Raw genomic sequence first — 20,610 nt, 5'->3', positions numbered from 1 at the left:
ATCAGAGCAATGCCGCGCGGAGCGGGGGTAATCCCGCCGAAAGTCCGGCCTCGATGAAGGTGTCGAATTTCACGATGGTCTCGCCTGATTTCAGTGTATTCACACGGCAAAGGAGCGAGCGGCCATCGGTCAGGCGTACGGTCTGCTTGATAGGTTCAGACAGCGCATCGCGGTAAACAAGGCTGCGTACCTCGTCCCAGAATTCGGTGGCGATTGTCATTTTGCGCCACTCGGCGGTTTCACCAAGCAATGTGCTTGCGGCATCGGGACGGTCTCCACCGTGCCAAAGGTCGACGTAGGCGCTGTTGCAAAGAATGAGAGTGCCGGACGGATTGAACAGCGCGGTGGCCTCGTCAAAGGAGTCCAGAACGACCTGCTGCATCTCCAGTTCGTACTGGTACTGACGACCGGCGGAGGCGTGGGCAGAGATATCCTCGAACATCAGCGCGATGGATCGGTCGGGGCTGGGACATCCGATGACGCGGTAGGTCTTGCCGTTCGGCAACTCCCAGTTTTCGACATAGGTGCCGTTGCGGGTTTCGCGTTCGAGCTTGCCGATGAACTCGCGCCATTCACGGTAGTTGGCGGTCGTGGGCATATATCCACCCTCGTGCATCCGATGGAGGAAGTCGTAAATCGGTGGGCGGTTGCTCAGGAAACCGATCGGCAGGTCGGTCAGGTCCGCCAGCGCAGGGTTGAAAGTCATCAAGCGATGATCGCGGTCAAAAATCGCGAGGCCCACGGTCAGGATCGCAAACGGCCTACCGAACATCTGGAGGTGATTTGTCTTGGCCGCCTCGGCCTCGACAATTTCGGTGACATCGACGGCGTAGTGCACGGTGTCCTCACCACAGGCGACCGAAGTGATGTCGAACATGCGCGGTCGTGCAGCGGTCCCGTGCGACAAGGGCATCCGTTTCTTCGCGGTATCGCCGGCACAGACTGCTTCAGGGAATAGGTTGATAAGGGGCCAAGTGGCGATCTCGCGAGTGTCGAAACTGTCGGCGAGATTGCGATATGCCTCGTTGAACCAGATAATCTGACCATCCCGCGCCTGTCGCCAGATCAGGATCGGTGCGGTTTCCGCGGTGAAGCGAAGACCGTCCAGATCAGCCTCTAATGCAGCGTAAGTGGCGCGATCAACTAGCTTGCTCTGTTGCGCACCGCTGTCGGCGTAGCTGATACGGGTGAGGCCATCGCACACCTCGGCGCTGATGGTTTTTGCAGGATCGGTGGGGGAGACGAGTTCTTTTCTCCCCTCGTCCAATTGCTGCAACGCGCCGCGCATGTCGGGAAAATGAGGTGCGAACAGCGTGAGGAACCTATTCCAATCACTTCCAGCCTCCTTCCGCGATTTCAGCATCTTCCTCGCGCTGGGCGTGGCATCGACAAGGTCGGCGCTGTCGAACAGGAACAGCACCGCCTCATCCGCCTCACGCATCATGGCCCGCGCGCTCCGCAGTCTGGAATCGGTGAACCGCACGATGCCGACAACGGCAAGCATCGAGATACAGACGGCGATGAGCGGCAGAGCCAGATCGGTCAAATCCATGAGCGCGAATCCCTACTAAGTACGTCAGCAAGGTGCGCGAACGCAGTTAATCCGCAGTAAATGCTAGGGCAGAATAGGGAGGTTCTCGCCCAGCGCTTCGCGTTTTCCGCGCTCTGGATCAACGATATCGCGGGGCCATTGCACCATGACAATCGCACCGCCGACCTCTTCGTTGGCAAAGTCCAGCTTCGCGCCGGACCGTTCGAGCAGCGTTTTCGCAATAAACAGACCGAGGCCCATACCCTCATAGCCTGGGCGGTTCTCGGTCTCCTTACGGCGGCGCACGAAGGGATCGCCGATGCGCCCGATGATGGTGGCGGGATAACCGGGGCCGTCATCGCTGATCCTGAGGCGAACGGTGGTCTCGTCCCACGTGCTCTCGATCTTCACTTCGGTCGCCGCGAAATCGACGGCGTTCTGCACGAGGTTACGAAGACCGTGGATAATCTCGGGCCTGCGGAAGAAGATCGGCTGGCGCTGCGGGTGTTCGGTATTTGCGTTGACCGAGAACGAGATCTCCTTGCCGCGCTGCATGTGTGGGGACGCGGCCTCCTCCAATATCGCCTGCAAGGGCGCGCGCCGCATGTGAAGGTCGTCTTTCCCCGCCTGCCCCATCGACCGCATGATATCACGGCAACGGTCGGCCTGCTCGGCGATCAGGGCGATGTCCTCATAGACTTCGGGGCGGTCCTCGACCTCGTCCAGTAGCTCCTTGCTCACCAGTTTGATCGTGGCGAGCGGTGTGCCAAGTTCATGCGCCGCCGCCGCGATGACGCCGCCAAGGTCCGTCAGTTTCTGCTCGCGGGCCAAGGCCATCTGGGTCGCCAGAAGCGCCTCGGACATGTCGTTGACCTCGGACGTGATCTGGCGCGCGTAGACGGCGAGGAACACGACACCGATAGTCAGCGCGGCCCACGACCCGAACAGGAAGATCAGAGGCAGGGCAAGCACCAGACCATCCGCGCCTTCGAGCGGGATGTACCACATGCCCAGCGCAGAAATGATACCGACCGCCAGAAACCCGAGGATCGCGGTGTTCCGCATTTGCAGGAATGTCGCCGCGATGGTGACGGGCGCGAGCACCAGCACGGCGAAGGGATTGTTCAAGCCACCTGTTAGATACAGCAGCAAGCCGAGCTGCAATAAGTCGAAGAGCAGCATCAGGAACGCCTCGCGCTCCGACAGACGCTTTGTTTCGGGATAGAGAAACGAGAAGAACAGGTTCGCGACGATGGACGCGCCGATAGTTGCTGCGGCCAGTCCGACCTCCAGGTGAAGACGGAACAGCTGTTGGGCCACGATCAGCGTGCCCATTTGGCCGATGATCGCGATCCAGCGCAGGATCACAAGTGTTCTGAGGCGCACCCAGCTACTGCGTTCGCGGTCGTGAATGTCGAGTTCTTCGCTTGCGGCCATGCTGTCCTCGGTGCGGCAATGTGCTCCTATTGTTATTGCCCGCCATTCACGCGATCAATGCGACAACAAAGGAGCGCGCTCATGGAAAAGAAAATCGCGATCGTTGCAGTCGTTGTCGCCGCACTGTTTCTGGCTGGCACATTCATCGCGACGAAAATGAAATCTACCGATGCTGCTCTGGCTGCGTGCGGTGCTGGTGCGATTGCTGGCGGCGCTGTCGGCGGCCCCTTCGAGCTGGTCAATTCCAATGGTGAAACCGTCACCAACGAGGATGTGATCACAGAGCCTTCGCTGATCTACTTCGGCTACACTTTCTGCCCTGACATCTGCCCGACGGATGCGATGCGCAACGCAGTTGCGACCGACCTGCTGGACGAGCAGGGCACCGAAGTTACTCCGATCTTCATCTCCATCGACCCCGAGCGCGATACCCCCGAAGCTGTGGGCTACTTTGCGAATAACTTCCACGAGCGCATGATTGGTCTGACCGGCAGTGTCGAGCAGACGACCGCTGCCTCGAAAGCCTACAAGACCTATTTTGCAAAGGAAGCAAACGGCGATCCCGATTACTACCTCGTCGACCACTCGACCTACACTTACCTCAACATTCCGGGGATGGGCGTTGTGGACTACTTCAACCACACGGATGATCCGGAAACCGTAGCCGAACGTACTGCTTGTATCGTTGATACGGTCGGCGCAAATTGACCTGACGCGATTGGCCCGTTACCCCTGATAGACGTAATTGAGTAGGCAGTACCGATGGACAACGAACCGCTGGATCTGGGAGCAGACAAATCCCTCCTTCTGGTCGATGACGACGAGGCATTTCTGAAACGCCTCGCTCGCGCGATGGAAAAACGCGGCTTCGAAGTGGAAACTGCCGGTTCTGTCGTTGCCGGACGGGCTATCGCTACGGGCCGCCCGCCTGCCTACGCTGTGGTCGACCTGCGGCTTGAAGACGGCAACGGCCTCGACGTCGTAGAAACCCTGCGTGAGCGTCGCCCTGATAGCCGCATCGTCGTTCTCACCGGCTATGGCGCTATCGCGACTGCCGTTGCGGCGGTGAAGATCGGTGCGACCGATTATCTGTCGAAACCTGCCGATGCCGACGACATCGTGAACGCGCTGCTGGCGCGTGGCGACGCCCTGCCGCCGCCGCCCGAAAACCCGATGAGCGCGGACCGCGTGCGGTGGGAGCATATCCAGCGCGTCTACGAGATGTGTGATCGCAACGTGTCGGAAACCGCGCGCCGCCTGAACATGCACCGCCGCACGCTCCAGCGTATTCTGGCAAAGCGCAGCCCGAAGTAATCACTTCAACGCAGCAAGAAGCTCCGCATGACGTGCGGTGAAATCCTTGCGGACCTCGACCGGAGGCCGCAGGTGGATATCGAGTTTTTCCGCATAAACAGGGTCGATTTTACCAAAGAGCTTGGTCGCTTCGGCCTCGGTAAAGCCTGCAATCCGCGTAGCCTCCAGCCACGCGCTAACCTTGTCTGCCGCTTTGATTTTCTTCTTCACCGTCGCGGGGATCTGCGCGGGAACGCCAAAACGGATGTGGATCGCGGCTGTCAGGCGGGCATCCAGCTCACCATAAGATGCGCCGACGGCGGCTTTCACGGGGCTGATCATATCGCCGATGACGTATTCGGGTGCGTCATGAAGAAGCGCCGCCATCTGCCATTTCACAGGGGCGGAGGGGTTCTGCATCCGAAAGATTTCTTCGACCAGCAGCGAGTGCTCGGCCACGGAATAAGGCCAGTCACCGACCGTCTGACCGTTCCAGCGCGCAACGAAGGCAAGGCCATGCGCAATGTCCTCGATTTCGATATCCATCGGTGTCGGATCAAGCAGATCGAGCCTGCGACCCGACAGCATCCTCTGCCATGCGCGTGGTTGTTTCATGTCGCCCCCGTGTCGAGGCCTTAATTAAGCCTCCCCCCGTGCCGTTGTCGAGAAGGCAAACCGGTGCTATGGCATCACGCAAACGACATACGGAGAGGGCTCATCATGGCCAACGACTACATCGTCAAAGATATCGCGCTGGCCGGTTATGGCCGCAAGGAACTCGACATCGCTGAAACCGAAATGCCGGGTCTGATGGCTCTGCGTGCCGAGTACGGTGAGAGCAAGCCGCTCAAGGGTGCCCGCATCGTCGGCTCGCTGCACATGACCATCCAGACCGCTTGCCTGATCGAAACGCTGGTTGCGCTGGGCGCTGACGTGCGCTGGGCATCGTGCAACATCTTCTCGACGCAGGACCACGCTGCCGCTGCGATCGCCGAGGCTGGCATTCCGGTCTTCGCGATCAAGGGCCAGAGCCTCGAAGAGCATTGGGACTACCTCGACAAGTCCTTCATGTTCGAAGACGGCCCGAACCTGATCCTCGACGACGGTGGCGACGCGACCCTCTACGTTCTGCTCGGTGCACGCGCCGAAGCTGGCGAAGACATCATTCCGGTTCCGCAGTCGGACGAAGAAGCTGTCATCAAAGCCCAGATCAAGAAGCGCATGGAAGCTTCGCCGGGCTGGTTCACCAAAATCCGCGACCAGATCCTCGGCGTTTCGGAAGAAACCACCACCGGTGTTCACCGCCTGTACGAACTGCAAAAGAACGGTCAGCTGCCGTTCCCTGCAATCAACGTCAACGACTCGGTAACCAAGTCGAAGTTCGACAACAAATACGGCTGTAAGGAATCGCTGGTCGACGGTATCCGCCGCGCCACCGACACCATGATGGCCGGTAAGGTCGCTGTCGTTTGCGGTTACGGCGACGTCGGCAAGGGCTCGGCTGCCTCGCTCCGCGGCGCAGGTGCCCGCGTGAAGGTCACCGAAGTCGACCCGATCTGCGCGCTGCAGGCTGCTATGGACGGTTTCGAAGTCGTCACCCTCGAAGACGCTGTTGCTTCGGCTGACATCTTCGTCACCACCACCGGCAACAAGGACGTCATCCGCATCGAGCACATGCGCGAGATGAAGGATATGGCGATCGTCGGAAACATCGGCCACTTCGACAACGAAATTCAGGTCGCATCGCTGCGTAACCACAAGTGGACCAACATCAAGGATCAGGTCGACATGATCGAGATGCCCTCGGGCAGCCGCATCATCCTCCTGTCCGAAGGTCGTCTGCTGAACCTCGGCAACGCCACCGGCCACCCGTCGTTCGTGATGTCGGCGTCGTTCACCAATCAGGTGCTCGCGCAGATCGAACTGTGGACCAAGCACGACGAGTACGCACCGGGCGTCTACATCCTGCCCAAGCACCTCGACGAAAAAGTTGCCAGCCTTCACCTCGAACGTATCGGCGTGAAACTGTCGAAGCTCAGCAAAGAGCAGGCCGACTACATCGGTGTGACGCCGGAAGGCCCGTTCAAGCCGGAACACTACCGCTACTAATTCCAAACGCCGCCCCTCGGGGCGGCGTTTTTCTTTCTTTTCAGAACAATTCTCGCGGCTTACCCTACGTTTGCGTCAAGCGGACTGCCGGAGGGTTTCATGGGAATACGTGACGAGTTGATCGCGAGCTATGCCGAGGACCTGCGCACCAAGTGCGGAATGGTGCCGGACATGGACTTGCTGACCAAGGTCACACTTGGCTGCGGGCCGCTGATCTACCATGAGAACACCAATTACGTTGACGCGACCTCGCCCGCCGAGATCAAGCAAATCAAACGCAACTACCTGATCAAGAAGCTCAGCCTGCGCGATGGGCCGGAGCTTGATGATGGGATCGACGTGGTGCTGGAAATCTACGATGCCGAGCGGAAATACCGCGTTGTGGTTTACTACATGCTGACCAAGCATTTCGGCAAAGAGGCTTACTACAAGTAAATGCCTAAAATCCGCGGGGCATTTGGTTTGCTCTGTGATGCGCGCGGCCCTATCCTTGGATCAAACGGCCAGAACGGCTGGACCGACCTGCGTGTGGGAGCGCTGGGGGATAGGGGTCCGACTGATAAGGCCGGACCCCGCTTTTCAGATCAGCACAAGCACCGCGCCGATGATCGCGCAGCCGAAAATGGCGTAACCGCTGTCGATAGCAGTCAGCTTGAACGGTCGCATCCCGTAGGCGTTATTGATCATGATCCACGGCGCGATGAAGAACGCTCCGATCCCGAGGCCGGAGACGATCCCCGCGCCGAGCGTCGCAATGCCGGACATCATGAACAGGTGACGCATCATGCCCGCGACGATGAGCATCGCGATGGCCGATAGAATGAACGGCATCGGGCTGCCGCCGTTCTTGGGTTTGCCGTTGTCGTCGCACTCGATGCCGGACGCTTCGAGCCACGGCTTCGATAGGGCCATGTACCACACGGCCCCGAAAATCCATGCCGCCGCAGCGGCCACAATCACTGAAAGAATTCCCATTTCGCCCTCCTGTTCGCTATCGCGATGATAGGAGCGGCGCCGGAAATCTCCTACGACAATCCACCGAGGGCGCAGATGAGGTTCCACTCCTCGTCGGTCACTGGCTGGACCGACAGGCGGGAATTCTTCACCAGCACCATATCAGCCAGCCGCTCGTCGGTCTTGATCAGGTCTAGCGAGACGGGGTTGGGCAGTTTCTCGACAGCTTTGACGTCGACGCACTCCCAGCGGGGATCATCGGTCTTGCTGTCCTGATGCGCCTCGGCGCACACCTCGACAATGCCGACGACCTCCAGCCCCTTGCGGGAATGGTAGAAAAAGCCGCGATCTCCGACGCTCATGGCCCGCATGTTATTGCGGGCCTGATAGTTGCGCACGCCGTCCCACTCTTCGCCCTTATCCCCTTTGGCGACGAGATCGTCCCAACCAAAGACGTCGGGCTCGGATTTGAACAGCCAGTAGGGCATTAGCCGATGACCTTTTTCCACTGCTCGATGCGCACGCGCTCGAACAGACCGGCTTTGGCGTAGGGATCGCTCTCGGCCCATGCTTCGGCAGCCGCGCGGTCCTCGACGTCTAGCACGATCATCGAGCCGTGCATTTCGCCGTCTGCGTTGATGAACGGACCCGCCATCTGCACAACGCCGGTGTCGGCGATGTAGGCCAGATGCGCTTCGCGGTTGTCGAGGCGGGTCTGAAGCGCGCCCTCTTTGTCTTTGGTGATGATAGTATAGAGCATTTATTCCTCCTTCAGCGGGCGCGAGAACAGCGCCTGAATTGCTTCCGCAACACTCACATCATGCTCCAGTAGTTCGGCAAGCATGGTGACGATGGGCATGTCGATCGCGCGCGCGCGTGCCAGTTTGGCCACGGCGTGAGTGGTCGCAACGCCCTCCACGGTGATCGACGGATCAAAGTTTTCCTGACGCCCCAGCGCGAGGCCGTAGCGGTAGTTGCGCGACTGTTCTGAGGTGCATGTCAGGACAAGGTCACCAAAGCCCGAAAGGCCCATCATCGTGTCCGGTCGTCCGCCCAGCGCACCCGCGAGGCGCATCATTTCGGTCATGCCGCGGGTCATCAGCGCGGCGCGTGCACTATCACCCATGCCTTCGCCGATGCAGGCACCGCAAGCGATTGCCATGACGTTCTTCAGCGAGCCGCCAAGCTCTGCGCCGACGGTGTCGGTGGTCCGATAAAGGCGCAGGTTCGGCGTGGTGAGTTCTTTCTGAAGTGCGGCGCCTTTGGCATCATCCTGACAGGCCAGCGTCAGCGCGGTCGGCAGGTTACGCGCGATGTCCGCAGCAAAGCTCGGTCCGGTCAGCAGCGCGGCGGTGGCGTCAGGCACGACCTCACGGATGGAGGTCACAGTGCCGGTCATGGTCGAAGCGTCGATGCCCTTGGCGCAGGACACGAGCGCCTTGCCTTTGAGGCGATCCGCATGTTCCGACAGAAAGCCGCGAAGCTTTTGCGCTGGAACGGCTAGTAGAATGGTGTCGGCGGCAAAAACAGTCTCTATATCAGCCGAAGCACGGATGTTTTCGGGCAGCAATACACCGTCCAGACGCGGATTTAGGCGCGTGTCAGACATCGTTTCCACAGCCTCGGCGTCGCGCGCCCAAAGTGTCACCGGACCGTTTTGTGCCAGTGAGACGGCGAGAGCGGTTCCGAATGCCCCTGCTCCTGCGACTGCGATGCTCATGCCTTGGCTCCCTTTTTGCCCGATCCCAGCAAAGCTGGTGCGCGTTTATCCAGTGGCCAGCGCGGACGGGCCGTCAGATGTTCGGGATCGTTCGCACCCTCAGCAAAACGAACGGCGCCGGCGTAGGCGATCATCGCAGCGTTATCGGTGCAAAGTCGCAGCGGCGGCGCGACGAATTCTGTGTTGTGCTCGCGGCAGAGACCCATCAGCGCGTCACGGATCGGACCGTTGGCCGCCACACCGCCTGCAATCGCAAAGACGCGGTTTTCAGGCTCCAGCGCGAAGTATTCGTTCAGCGCGCGGCGGGTTTTCTCGACCAAAATATCGGTGACGGCTGCTTGGAAACCTGACGATAGGTCTGCGCGGTCCTGTTCGGTCAGGCCGCGCTTTTCCGCCACAACCCCGTCACGGGCACGGAGGATCGCGGTTTTTAGTCCGGAGAACGACATATCGCAGCCGGGCTGGTTCAGCAGTGGACGCGGCAGCGGGAATTTCTTGGGATCGCCATCCTTGGCGCACTTTTCGACGTGCGGACCGCCGGGCTGCGGCAGGGCCAGCAGGCGCGCGGTCTTATCAAACGCCTCCCCAGGGGCATCGTCGATGGTGCCACCGATCCGGCGGAAGGTGTCGAAGCTTTCGGCAATCAGGAATTGGCAATGCCCACCCGACACGAGCAGCATCAGATAGGGGAACGTCACGCTATCGGTCAGGCGCGGCGTCAGCGCGTGGCCCGCAAGGTGGTTCACACCGATCAGCGGCAAGCCCGTCGCGGCAGAAAGCCCCTTTGCGCACATCACGCCAGACAGCACACCGCCGATGAGACCGGGGCCGGAAGTCACGGCGATCGCATCAAGCCCGCTTAGCGCGTAACCACTTTCGGCCAGTGCTTCCTCTACACAGATATCGACGCGTTCAGCGTGGGCGCGGGCGGCGATTTCGGGAACGACGCCGCCAAATTCGGCGTGCAGATCGTTCTGACCTTTGACGATCGAGGACAAAACCTCGGCCTTGTCGCCTTGCAGACGGACAATCGCCGCGGCGGTGTCGTCGCAACTGCTTTCGATGCCAAGAACTGTCAGAGTTTGCGTCATGTGGTCCGGTTGCACAGTTTCCCAAGGCAGGTAACACTCCGCCACACGCAGAACAATGGCGGAGCCGCGATGACCATCCTTCTTTTGACCCGCCCAGAGGAGGCGTCGCGCAGTTTCCTTGCTGCCGTGGAGGCCGAGGTGGGAAAGGTTCGCGCCGTGATTTCTCCGGTGATGGAGATCGTGCCGCTGGAAGCGCATCTGCCGAAGTTCGACGAGGTCATCCTGACGTCCGCCAACGGGGCCAAGCAGGTGGGACGGCTCGGCGTCCCCGCCGGAACTGTTGCGTGGTGTGTGGGCAAGCGTACGGCCGACGAGGCGAAAGCTGCCGGATTAGAGCCGATTTCTGCAGGTCGCGACGCCGAGGCGCTGATTGACTTGATCCTCAACAGCGACACAGGCCGCCTCTGCCATATCCGCGGCACCCATGCGCGGGGACAGGTCGCAACCAACCTCACTGTCTCGGGCAAGCCCTGTAGTGAGGTCATTGCCTACGACCAACGTGCCTGTGCGCCCTCGGATGATGCTTTGATAGCTTTGTCGGGGACCGAACCCGTTTTGTTGCCGCTTTTTTCACCAAGGAGCGCGATGCTGATCCCCGCAATCACCTCTGCGCCTGTTCATGTCATCGCGATGAGTGCCAATGTAGCAGCCGAAGTTGCAGACTTGGGCGTAGACACGGTTCGCACAGCAATAAGGCCGGATTTTGATTCCATGCTTGCGGCGACCTGTCGCCGTTGGAACGAGTTGTGAATTGTTGCAGTTTGCTTGAGAGAGACCTCTCGGCGACTAAGTTGTCTGGGAGGGAAATTGGTTGACGAAGGATTTGACGGTGAACGAGGACCAGAAGTCCAAGGTAGATGAAACTGAAGCGGCAGAGGAAACTCAGGCCGAACAGACAGACACCTCTGAAAAAGTAGAGATCGAACACGAGGAAGTCGTCGAAGACGCTCCGGCTGAAGAGGCTGTCGAGCAGGACGAGCCTTCCGATGAGGTTTCCGAAGAGACTGCCGACGACAAGGTCGTTGAGGAAGTTGCAGCGACCGAACTGACGGAAGAGGAAATTGCAGCCTCGACCGAACAAGAGGTCACCCCTACCGACGTCGAAGTCGAAGAGCCGGTGGTTGAGCCGCAGCCTCCGGTCGTCGAAGAGAAATCGAGCGGGGCAGGCGCATTCATCGCCATTGTGCTGGGCGGTCTGATCGCGGGTGCCATCGGCTACGGCGTGTCGTGGTACACTCTGCCCCGTATTGACGAGGCCGACGTCGAAGCACGCTTGAGCCTCTTGGAAAACGAGCTTTCCGCATCCGGTTCGGTCGATACCGAGGCGCTTATCGAAGCGGCTATCGGTCCCGCAACTGCCGATTTCACGACCCGCATCGATCTGCTCCAAGCGGATGTCGAAGACATCAAAGCTGCGTTGGAAAACGTCGGTACCGGAAACGGTAGCACCATCGACATGAGTGGTCTGGAAGAACAGATCGCGGAACAAGAAGCCCGCCTGAAGCAACTCGCCGACGATGCGGCCGCCCGCCTTGAACAGGCGCGCGCAGATGCCGAAGCCGAAGAGCAGGCCGCCATGGCTGCCCAGCGCGAGGTAGCTCTGTCCCGTGTGCAGACGGCGCTCGACACAGGCACGCCCTATCAGGACATGCTTAGCGGTCTCGAAGACCTCGATATGACCGTCCCTGCCGATCTGTCCCGTCCGTCGTCCACTGGCGTTGCCACGCTGGGCGAACTGCAAGCCGATTTCCCGCCTGCGTCCCGTAACGCCCTGGCCGCTGCGCGCCGTGCAGGTACCGCAGGCGAAGATGGCGGCACGTTCGCTGGTTTCCTGCGTAACCAGTTCGACGTCCGCTCCATTGAGGCGCGTGATGGTGACGACGCCGATGCGATCCTGTCTCGCGCAGGCGCTGCCGTGCAGGACGGTCGTCTGTCCGACGCCCTCGCCGAAATCGACACCCTGTCCGAAGAAGCGAAGACCGAGCTTGACGGCTGGGTTGCCGCTGCGAAGGAACGACAGAACGCAATCGCCGCTGTTGGCTACCTGAATAACACATCGAACGAGTGAGGCTGTAACTGATGCTCTGGTCCCTACTGAAGATCGTATTCTTCATCGTTGCAGTTACCGCGATCACCTACGGCGCGATGGAACTCAGCACTGTTCCTGGTGAGCTGATGCTGACCTATGGCGGCCTCGAAATGCGCCTCGGCCCGCTCGAGGTTCTCGCCGCGCTGGTTGCGCTCGTCGTGCTGGTCTGGGTGGCGTTCAAGCTGCTCGGCCTGATCGCTGCGTTCATCCGTTTCCTCGCCGGCGATGAAACCGCCGTTACCCGCTATTTCGCCCGCAACCGTGTGGAGCGTGGCTATCAGGCGCTGTCCGACAGCATGATGGCGCTGGCTGGCGGTGAAGGTCACCTCGCCATGACCAAGGCCCAGAAGGCCGAGCGTTTTCTGAACAAGCCCGAGATCACCACCCTGCTCGTCGCCCAAGCGGCAGAGCAAACTGGCGACCGAACCAAGGCTGAAAATGCCTACAAAAAACTGGTCGAAGATGATCGCACCCGCTTTGTCGGTATCCGCGGCCTGATGCGTCAGCGTCTGGAGCAAGGTGATACAGACACGGCCATGAAACTGGCCGAGAAGGCATTTGCCCTGAAGCCCAAGCACGAAGACACGCAGGACGTTCTGCTCCGTCTTCAGGCCGAGAAAGGCGACTGGAAAGGTGCGCGTGCGACGCTCGCCGCCAAAGCCAAGACTGGCAGCCTTCCCAAGGACGTTCTCAAGCGCCGCGACGCTGTGCTGGCCCTGTCCGAAGCCAAAGAACTGCTGGACGACGATGTGTCGATTGAAAAGCAGGAGCAGGTCATTGCGGCGCACAAACAGTCGCCTGACCTTATCCCCGCCGCCGTGCTGGCCGCTCGTGGTTATATCGCCAAGGGTAACAAGAAGCACGCTGCCCGCCTGCTGACAAAGGCTTGGAGCGCATCGCCGCATCCGGACCTTGCTACCGCATTCGCGGAAATCGAACCCAACGAAACCCCACAAGAGCGCCTCAAGCGGTTCAAGTCGCTGACCAAGGTCAACATCGACGATCCGGAAACCCGTATGCTCATGGCCGAACTGCACATCGCTGCCGAGGAATTCCCCGAAGCACGCCGCGCACTGGGCACCCTGCCCGAAACAGATGCCACCGTTCGCGTTCTGACGCTGATGGCGGCGATTGAACGTGGTTCGGGCGGCACCGATCAGTTGGTGAACGCATGGCTTGCCAAGGCCGTTACCGCGCCGCGCGGCCCGCAGTGGATCTGTGACAATTGTCAGAACATCCACGACCACTGGGAGCCCGTCTGCTCGAACTGCCACGGCTTCGACACGCTGTCGTGGCGCCGTCCGCCTCAGAACGACAAGCCGCTTTCGGGTGGTCTGGAGATGCTGCCGCTGCTCGTCGCGGTTAACGGTTCTGCCGAAACCGCACCTGTTGTGGTCGATGCGGATGCAGAAGAGGCAGAGGTAGTCGAGGCTGAAACAGTCGACGCCGAAGTCGTGGAAGAGCGGTAAATTTGCTCTTTTCGGGGCGGCTCTAGGGTGCTAAGAGCCGCCACAGTGCCGGTGTAGCTCAGCTGGTAGAGCACGTCATTCGTAATGATGGGGTCGTAGGTTCGAGTCCTATCACCGGCACCACTTCCAGACATTAACCAGCGATTGCGGACGCTTCCTTGCAGGGCGTCGTCACGGTTTCGCGGAATGTCAGGATTTCTCTCAAACCACAGTTACCGCGCACGAGGTCTTCGAGTGTCAGCATATCGAGTTCGTGGAAGAATGCTTCAAGCGCGCGACCAATCGCGCTCTTAAGGCGGCAGGCGTCGACCAGCGGGCAGGTGTTGGTTTCGGGCGACGCGCATTCGGTAAACGGCACTTCGGATTCGAAAACGCGGAAAACCTCACCGACATTGATGTTTTCGGGCGTCGTGGCGAGTTTAATCCCTCCCATCCGGCCTCGGGATGCGGTGATAAACCCATGCTGGTGAAGCATATTCACCACCTGTGCGAGGTGGTTCACAGACGCATTGCAGGCCTTGGCGATATCAGCGGAGCGCGACACGCGATCCTGATTAATGCCGCAATACATCAAGATTCTGATGGCGAGATTTGTACGTGTGGTCAGGCGCATCAGGCTCACTCCCCTCTACAATCGGATGGACTGAAGTTAGGGGCATGAAAAAGGGCTGTATCTGATCCATGTCAGAAACAGCCCTCGAAAGTCACATTTTTCGGACGAATTTTACGGCGATCAGTCGTTCAGAACTTCGACCGACAAAACCGTCGGAAGGTGCTGCGCGATTTCTTCGTACGATTCGCCATCATTGCGGGTCATGTAGACCGAGCCGGAGTTGGTGCCGAAGTACATGCCGCCATTGGCGTCGGTCGCCATCGCCTGACGCAGCACTGTGAAGTAGCAGTTCTCGGTCGGCAGACCGTTCTGGGTCTTCGTCCAGCTATCACCGCCGTCTTTCGACACATAGACCGCAGCCGAGGCATCAGGCGGGAAACGTCCACGCGAGTCTCCGTTGAGCGGCAGGACAAAGATCGTCTGCGGGTCAATCGGGCTCACGGCAATCGGGAAACCGAAGTCGCTTGGTAAGCCCTCGTTGATCGACTGCCAGCTCCGTCCGCCGTCATAGCTGCGCCAAACGCCGTGGTGGTTCTGTTGATACAGGAGATCGCCGTCGGTCGAGGCGCGGGCCATGTTGTGAACGCAGTGGCCGACTTCCTTGTCGTCCTCGTTAGACTTGCGATTGCGGCGCTCCCACGTTTTGCCGCCGTCCTCGGTTGCGAAAACACCGGCGGCGGAAATGCCGACCCAGAGTTTTTCAGGCGCCCCAGGATCAGCGAGGATCGTGTGAAGCGTGAGGCCAGCACCACCCGGTTGCCAGTTCTCGGCGCCTTCCTGATCGGTCAGGCCGTTCACCTTCTCCCACGTCTCGCCGTCGTCGTCGCTCACGAACAGCATCGCGGGCTTGGCACCACAGTAAAGCTTGCCGCCCACGCGTTTCAGCGACCACAGGGCGTCGATCTGGCCATTGAACGGCAGGACTTCATCCTCGGGAAGGCCGAACATATCGGCCAGTTCAGGCTCTTTTTCGAGCCAATCGTCAATTTCCCCACCGGACAGACGCTTGAACGTCCACTTCTCGCCGCCGTCGGTCGAGCGCAGGATCGCAGCGCCCCAGAAAGCGTTGCCGCCACACGCCCAGAGGTTATCGCCCTCGCCGACAACATGGTTAACGGGCCAATTGGTGCAGTGCGGACCGGAGAAATTCCATTGGTCACCGCCTTTGTCAGACAGAACGAAAACGCCCTTGGTCGTACCTAAAAGAACTTTAGTCATGGGATGCTCCTCTCCCTAAATGTTCTTGAAATGTACACCCCTTAAAGGCGAGTCGCCTACGACTAAAGTGCAATGATGTGGTTGTCCCAGCTTACATCATGTTTTTTCAGTTGAATTAATTTGTCACCACTCACCTTGGCGAAGTTGCCAAAGCCGTCGCTGGCCAGAAAACCGTCTTTGAGCGACACCAGACCGCACACATCGGGCTGAACCACAGCGCCGAGGAACGCGCCTTCGGGAGTGAAACGGTGTATCCGCCCGCCCTTGGGTGATGTGATCGCAACCTCTGTGCCGGCGCCGTTGAAAGCGATGGAGCCAGCGTAGCCCTCCATAAGGATCGCTTCGGTCAGCGAGGCGTCTGCCAGCACAGGCTCTTCCCCGCGGCGATGCAGGCCAAGGAGCGGCGGCGCATAGGACGGATCGTCCTGCCACTGCATCGCAAAGGCAACCAGCCCGTCGTCCCGCAGCGCGAGGTGACGGATGGAGTTGAAGTGCAGTTCCTCGTCAAGCTCGACCTTTTCCTGCACGCCGTCCAGCGTGAGGTAGGCAAGGTTCGGCAGCATGTCGGGCACGTTCAGCTTGGTCCGGTCGCTCGGGTCGGTCGCGATGCCGCCGTTTGCGATGACCAGCGTTTCGCCGTCGGGCATGAGTTTGATGTCGTGCGGACCGATCCCGCCGGTCGCGATCTCGCCCATGCGGGCGTAACCCTGCGCGACATCCCACAGGCCGATCTGGCCCTGACTGTCGTCATCGCGCTGTTCAACGGTGACCAGCAGGCGGCCTTCGTCGAGGAACAAGCCGTGACCGTTGAAAGCGATGCCATCGGGCGGCGTGAGGCTTTGCAGGACGCTGCCGTCGGTGCAGTCGATCACGAGCGCGTAACGGCCGGGGCGACGGGCAAAAGCGATTGCAATGGGGAGCGTCGGATGCCCTGCGCCAGCGTGACCGCGTGCGGGCAGCGGGACGCTGAACGCCACCTGCCCGTCTGCGGTAAAGCCGGACATGGAAAAACCGTCTCCAACCTTAGCCGCTGCGATGAAGTCGGGATTACCGACCGAGGCCCAGCTGAGGCGGGGCGCTGTGACCACCGCCGTCATCGATGCGAGGAAATGGCGGCGGGTGGTCATGTCAGTCTCCGTCAGCCGAGTTGAAGCCCGCCTCGATCCCGAGAACAGAGCCTATTTCGACTTCGATTGCAGTTTTTACGTTCACGATGTTGTCGCGCAGGATTTGCAGCTTCAGCCATTCGCCGCTGTCCTCTTCGATAGAGGCCAAGGTCGGATCGCTGATCTTCTCCAGCGTCTCCTGAGCGGTTTCGAGGTAGCCAAAGGTCTGCGGCAGGTCGCTGCCCATCAGCAGCAGCGCATCGGCCACCATCGCGTTGAGAGAGATGTCGATATTGCGCAGGGGGCGCCCCGAACGCCATGCTTCGGCGCGGGTGGGACGCGGACGGTCGAACTCACCCAGCGGGCGGTCGATGCGGACATTCTCCAGCGTCTCGATACCGGAAATGATCTGGGTGTAGAGAACCTGAAAACCGTCCATCTCGGTCATGGTTTTGCCGTCGGCCTTTGGCGCATCGCCCTTCAGGATCGGCGCGTACTCCTCGGCCCAAGCGGTGCTCTGACGTTCGGCCTCGATCGCGAGGTCGAGCGCAATCGCGGCCACCAGATCGCAGGTGTAGCTCTCCGCGCCGTAGCTATCGTAGCGCTCGTCATAGAGCAGCATATCCAGCGCAAAAAGGCCGCGACCGGCGATGGAGACCGTGGCGAAATCCTCGGGATCGTTAATCACCGGATCTTCGGCGTCGATCAGGCCCGACAGCGTTTTCGGCACGAACCCGCGGTTGTCCGGCCAAAAGGCAACGTGCAGCGCGCCTTCTTCGGTCGGCCCCACGCGGAGGTGCTGGACCTTCATCCACGCATCGAATGTTGCCTGATAGTGCGGCACCACAGCGCCGGGGGTGCAGTCCTCGGCGGCGGCGTCAGCCATCGCGCGGGCGGAGGTAGCAAAATTGGCGAAATCAGGCAGGATTTTCTGGTCGACCACCGTGTCCACGTCCGCAAAAACCGGAGTGGCGATGGTCGCAGCCAGAGCAAAGAGAGTTGTGCGCATCAAAGGCTATCCAAATATGCGAGCAGCGCCTCGCGATCTTCTTTCGGCATTTCCACGACGGTATCTCGGGCCGCTTGCGCCTCTCCGCCGTGCCACAAAATAGCTTCGAGGACATTGCGGGCACGACCGTCGTGCAAAAAGAAAGTGTGGCCGCTGACACGTTCGGTCATTCCCAGACCCCATAGCGGCGCGGTGCGCCATTCGGTGCCCGTCGCACGGGCCTCGGGGCGGTGGTCGGCCAGACCTTCACCCATGTCGTGTAGCAGGAAGTCCGAATAAGGCCAAACCAGCTGGAAGGATTGTTCGGGCTGATCCTCCAATCTGTTGGTCACAAATTTGGGAGTATGGCAGCTGGTACAACCTGCGCTGTAAAACAGTGCCTTGCCGCGCAACACCTGAGTGTCCGACACGTCACGGCGTGCAGGCACGGCGAGGTTGCGGCTGTAGAACGTCACGAGGTCGAGGCCCTCGGCGTCGATCTCCAGTCCATCGCGGTCTTCGTCACCGCCGTCGATCAGCTCGCGGCAGGCAATCTGGCGCTCGGTACACTCACCATAGCCGCCATCGTGCAGAGGGTTCGAAATCCCGATGTCACCGGCAAAGGCGTCGGCGGACTGCTGGCGGATCGTCGGCGAACCGGCTTTAAGGCCAAAGCGGCCAAGCATCGGGCGTTCGAACTCGGACGACCAGACAATGTTTGGGCGGCCGGAAATACCGTCGCCATCCGCGTCGTCCTCATCCGCATTGGCGAGGATATCTTGCGCAGGGATCGCTTCGACGAGGCCAAGGCCGATCATCTGCGGCGCAATGCGCGGGGACAGCATCGCGTCGGCGTGCAGCGGCCCATAGCCGAGGTCGGCAGCAGTATAGGTCGGGGAGCGTAGCGAAACAGTCTCTCCACCAGCCAATTCGACCTCGATTTCCTCGTAGTCGATCTGGAGCTGGTATTCGGCGGGCTGTCCGGCAACGGCAAAATCCTGAAGCTGGAAGCCGTAATTCGGATCGGGATCGACCTGAATGTAATCCTCGATCTCGGCAATCGCGTCATTCACGTCACCGGGGATGGATATACGCAAGAACATCGACACCGCGTTGTCTTCGGGCCCGTTCGGCGTATGGCCGCGCCCGTCCTTGAAGTGGCAGTTCTGACAGCCGCGCGCGTTATAGAGCGGGCCGAGGCCATCGGAGGCAAGCGTCGACGACGGCGCGGAAACCCAAATCTTGCGGAAGAGGCCGTTGCCGACTTTGAAGTCCAGTTCGCGGTCAAACGGCATGTTGCCCGACGACTGGGAAAACGCATCCGCGTTGGTGCGTGCGCGGACGGTGGCAGCGCCAGCGGGGTTCTCTTCGAAACTTTCGGGTTGGGTGAAATCTGTCGTCGGGGCGACGACGGCGGCGATGCGCTCTGCTTCGGCTTCGGTACGCGGCACCACGTTGAGGTGGATGTCGTCCAGCATACTGTAGTCTGGATTTTCAGCGAAAGTCGCAGTGCCGGTGAGGGCAATCAACGCGATCAGGCTGAATTTCGGTGCAAAGCGGAGGGAAGATGGCATCGTCCGGCTACTCCCAATTTTAATCAAAAACGGCGTAGGGCCGATGTGGCCCTACGCCTGTTCAAACAGTGAGGCAAGTCTTACTGGAAGACGCCTTCGACAGCGCTCGGATCGTCGAGGCTGTCGGAGCCTTCGAATGCGATCGAGTCGAGGTCGAGCGATGCCACAACGGCTTCGATGGTCGAGGTCTGATCGATCAGCGCGTTGACGGCGCCCATGATCAGCTCTTCGCCTTCTGCGTTACCGCGAGCGAGCATCTGGTCGTAGGACATGCCGTTTTCGGCTGCCGCTTTGACGTCGCCCAGCGCGGTGACCGATGCGTCCAGCTTGGCCTTCATCTCTTCGTCCAGCTCGGCGTTGTTCGCTGCAACAAGGTCGGAGACCGAAGCGCCTTCAACAACAGTGCCGTCAACGCGGGTGTAGTGACCAAGGTAGGCATTCTGGATGCCGAGGCCGTCGTAGTAGTGCGAGTTATGGGTGTTGTCCGAGAAGCAATCGTGCTCTTCTTCGGGGTCGTTCAACATGACGCCGAGACGCATACGCTCACCAGCCAGTTCGCCATACGACAGCGAACCCATGCCGGTCAGGATCGCGATCAGGCCTTCGCCTTCGTTCGCCAGAACCGCTTCGCGCGCTTCGCCGCCTTCGGCCCACTGGCCAGCCATGTATTCAAGGTCCGACACCAGCAGCTCGGTCGCCGAGGTCAGGTAGTCCGCACGGCGGTCACAGTTACCGTTGGTGCAGCCTTCGCCCTGAACATAGTCGGTGAACGGACGGTCGCCCGCGCCGTGTTCGGTGCCGTTAAGGTCTTGGCCCCACAGCAGGAATTCGATGGCGTGGTAGCCGCGGGCGACGTTGGTTTCGATGCCGTCGGCTTCGTTCAGCGTGTCGCCGATCAGTTCGGGGGTGATGTCGGTAGCGTCAACGTCAAAACCGGCCAGTTCGAACTGCTCGTTGCCGATGACGTTCAGCGCGGCAAACTCGTTCTCGTCGGTCGGGCCACCGTAGTTGGCGTCAACGTAGTCGATCAGACCTTCGTCCAGCGGCCAAGCATTCACTTTGCCTTCCCAGTCGTCGACGATCGGGTTGCCGAAACGGTAGACTTCCGACTGCTGGTAGGGATTGCGCGATGCCAGCCACGCGTCGCGAGCGGCTTGCAGGGTTTCTTCGCTCGGGTTGGCGATCAGCGCATCGACGGCACCCTGAAGGTCCTTCGCGGTGGTCAGCGAGTCCTCGTAGATTGCGGCCGCGATGTTGGCATAGTTGTCCAGAACCGCCGCAGCGTCCTGTGCCGAGGCCATGCCGGCGGTGACTGTCAAAATGGCCGAAGTTGCAAGCAGCTTGCGGGTCATCACGTTATCCCTCTGAATTCTTGTTCGCGCATAATGCTGTTTCCGCCGCCTCTGCGTGCAGCCGCA

21 protein-coding genes and 1 tRNA gene are annotated in these 20,610 nt (G+C 60.3%); 8 read left to right on the top strand and 14 right to left on the bottom strand.

The genetic code is table 11. The annotated features are described in order from the left end of the window. Position 1: 1 nt before the first annotated feature. Entirely contained in the window at positions 2-1,552 is a 1,551-nt protein-coding gene (locus IF204_RS13560; RefSeq protein ID WP_194097637.1) for a PAS-domain containing protein, read from the bottom strand. Positions 1,553-1,615: 63 nt separating this feature from the next. Then, positions 1,616-2,968 carry a sensor histidine kinase RegB gene (gene regB / locus IF204_RS13555; protein ID WP_194097636.1) on the bottom strand — a complete coding sequence of 451 codons (1,353 nt, stop codon included), beginning with the start codon at positions 2,966-2,968 and terminating at the stop codon, positions 1,616-1,618. 81 nt (positions 2,969-3,049) lie between these two features. On the opposite strand from regB, the gene IF204_RS13550 reads away from it, so the two are divergent. Both IF204_RS13550 and IF204_RS13545 read left to right on the top strand, forming a co-directional pair. Further along, positions 3,050-3,676 carry an SCO family protein gene (locus tag IF204_RS13550; protein WP_194097635.1) on the top strand — a complete coding sequence of 209 codons (627 nt, stop codon included), beginning with the start codon at positions 3,050-3,052 and terminating at the stop codon, positions 3,674-3,676. A gap of 54 nt (positions 3,677-3,730) precedes the next feature. Further along, positions 3,731-4,282: an ActR/PrrA/RegA family redox response regulator transcription factor gene (locus tag IF204_RS13545; RefSeq protein WP_194097634.1), complete on the top strand. Its 552-nt coding sequence runs from the start codon at positions 3,731-3,733 to the stop codon at positions 4,280-4,282. Here IF204_RS13545 and IF204_RS13540 read toward each other — a convergent pair whose 3' ends face one another. Continuing rightward, positions 4,283-4,876 carry an HD domain-containing protein gene (locus IF204_RS13540; RefSeq protein ID WP_194097633.1) on the bottom strand — a complete coding sequence of 198 codons (594 nt, stop codon included), beginning with the start codon at positions 4,874-4,876 and terminating at the stop codon, positions 4,283-4,285. Between the two features lie 105 nt (positions 4,877-4,981). Here IF204_RS13540 and ahcY point away from each other — a divergent pair, with 105 nt between their 5' ends. Both ahcY and IF204_RS13530 read left to right on the top strand, forming a co-directional pair. After that, entirely contained in the window at positions 4,982-6,370 is a 1,389-nt protein-coding gene (ahcY, locus tag IF204_RS13535) for an adenosylhomocysteinase (protein WP_194097632.1), read from the top strand. Positions 6,371-6,469: 99 nt separating this feature from the next. After that, positions 6,470-6,805, top strand: a complete 336-nt coding sequence (locus IF204_RS13530; RefSeq protein ID WP_194097631.1) for a DUF2853 family protein — start codon at positions 6,470-6,472, stop codon at positions 6,803-6,805. A gap of 144 nt (positions 6,806-6,949) precedes the next feature. Here the strand turns inward: IF204_RS13530 and IF204_RS13525 are convergent, their stop codons facing one another. From IF204_RS13525 to tsaD, 5 genes are read right to left on the bottom strand one after another with little or no spacing between them, the layout of a single operon-like run. Further along, on the bottom strand, positions 6,950-7,345 hold the full coding sequence (locus IF204_RS13525; RefSeq protein ID WP_194097630.1) for a DUF1761 domain-containing protein: 396 nt from the start codon (positions 7,343-7,345) through the stop codon (positions 6,950-6,952). 50 nt (positions 7,346-7,395) lie between these two features. Continuing rightward, complete coding sequence (locus IF204_RS13520; RefSeq protein ID WP_194097629.1) at positions 7,396-7,812, bottom strand: EVE domain-containing protein; 417 nt, start codon at positions 7,810-7,812, stop codon at positions 7,396-7,398. Next, positions 7,812-8,084: a YciI family protein gene (locus IF204_RS13515; RefSeq protein ID WP_194097628.1), complete on the bottom strand. Its 273-nt coding sequence runs from the start codon at positions 8,082-8,084 to the stop codon at positions 7,812-7,814. Before IF204_RS13515 ends, IF204_RS13520 begins: the two co-directional genes overlap by 1 nt. Continuing rightward, positions 8,085-9,044, bottom strand: a complete 960-nt coding sequence (locus tag IF204_RS13510) for an NAD(P)H-dependent glycerol-3-phosphate dehydrogenase (protein WP_194097627.1) — start codon at positions 9,042-9,044, stop codon at positions 8,085-8,087. Beyond that, positions 9,041-10,135 (bottom strand): tRNA (adenosine(37)-N6)-threonylcarbamoyltransferase complex transferase subunit TsaD, encoded by a 1,095-nt coding sequence (tsaD, locus tag IF204_RS13505; protein ID WP_194097626.1) that lies wholly within the window; start codon positions 10,133-10,135, stop codon positions 9,041-9,043. Before tsaD ends, IF204_RS13510 begins: the two co-directional genes overlap by 4 nt. A gap of 69 nt (positions 10,136-10,204) precedes the next feature. On the opposite strand from tsaD, the gene IF204_RS13500 reads away from it, so the two are divergent. The 4 genes from IF204_RS13500 (at position 10,205) to IF204_RS13485 (ending at position 13,816) form a co-directional block, all read left to right on the top strand. After that, the gene (locus IF204_RS13500) at positions 10,205-10,885 is read left to right on the top strand and encodes a uroporphyrinogen-III synthase (protein ID WP_194097625.1); all 681 of its coding nucleotides are present in this window, start codon (positions 10,205-10,207) and stop codon (positions 10,883-10,885) included. A 61-nt stretch (positions 10,886-10,946) separates the two neighbouring features. Next, complete coding sequence (locus tag IF204_RS13495; RefSeq protein WP_194097624.1) at positions 10,947-12,203, top strand: COG4223 family protein; 1,257 nt, start codon at positions 10,947-10,949, stop codon at positions 12,201-12,203. A gap of 11 nt (positions 12,204-12,214) precedes the next feature. Beyond that, positions 12,215-13,693, top strand: coding sequence for a heme biosynthesis protein HemY (locus tag IF204_RS13490; RefSeq protein ID WP_194097623.1), 1,479 nt, complete (start codon positions 12,215-12,217; stop codon positions 13,691-13,693). A 47-nt stretch (positions 13,694-13,740) separates the two neighbouring features. After that, positions 13,741-13,816, top strand: a tRNA-Thr gene (locus IF204_RS13485). Between the two features lie 10 nt (positions 13,817-13,826). Here the strand turns inward: IF204_RS13485 and IF204_RS13480 are convergent. The 6 genes from IF204_RS13480 to IF204_RS13455 form a co-directional block, all read right to left on the bottom strand. Further along, positions 13,827-14,306: an RrF2 family transcriptional regulator gene (locus IF204_RS13480; protein WP_194097622.1), complete on the bottom strand. Its 480-nt coding sequence runs from the start codon at positions 14,304-14,306 to the stop codon at positions 13,827-13,829. A 120-nt stretch (positions 14,307-14,426) separates the two neighbouring features. Beyond that, entirely contained in the window at positions 14,427-15,524 is a 1,098-nt protein-coding gene (locus tag IF204_RS13475) for a WD40/YVTN/BNR-like repeat-containing protein (protein ID WP_194097621.1), read from the bottom strand. A gap of 62 nt (positions 15,525-15,586) precedes the next feature. After that, positions 15,587-16,651: a DUF1513 domain-containing protein gene (locus IF204_RS13470; RefSeq protein WP_194097620.1), complete on the bottom strand. Its 1,065-nt coding sequence runs from the start codon at positions 16,649-16,651 to the stop codon at positions 15,587-15,589. A 1-nt stretch (position 16,652) separates the two neighbouring features. Next, positions 16,653-17,639, bottom strand: a complete 987-nt coding sequence (locus tag IF204_RS13465) for an imelysin family protein (RefSeq protein ID WP_194097619.1) — start codon at positions 17,637-17,639, stop codon at positions 16,653-16,655. Further along, positions 17,639-19,192 (bottom strand): di-heme oxidoreductase family protein, encoded by a 1,554-nt coding sequence (locus IF204_RS13460; RefSeq protein WP_407658930.1) that lies wholly within the window; start codon positions 19,190-19,192, stop codon positions 17,639-17,641. Before IF204_RS13460 ends, IF204_RS13465 begins: the two co-directional genes overlap by 1 nt. Positions 19,193-19,272: 80 nt before the next feature. After that, on the bottom strand, positions 19,273-20,544 hold the full coding sequence (locus IF204_RS13455) for an imelysin family protein (protein ID WP_194097618.1): 1,272 nt from the start codon (positions 20,542-20,544) through the stop codon (positions 19,273-19,275). Positions 20,545-20,610 lie beyond the last annotated feature (66 nt).

The organism is Marivivens aquimaris (assembly GCF_015220045.1).
In the GTDB taxonomy this organism is placed as follows: domain Bacteria; phylum Pseudomonadota; class Alphaproteobacteria; order Rhodobacterales; family Rhodobacteraceae; genus Marivivens; species Marivivens aquimaris.
The sequence above is the reverse complement of the archived record's forward strand: the minus strand, read 5'-3'. Positions and strand labels throughout refer to the sequence as shown.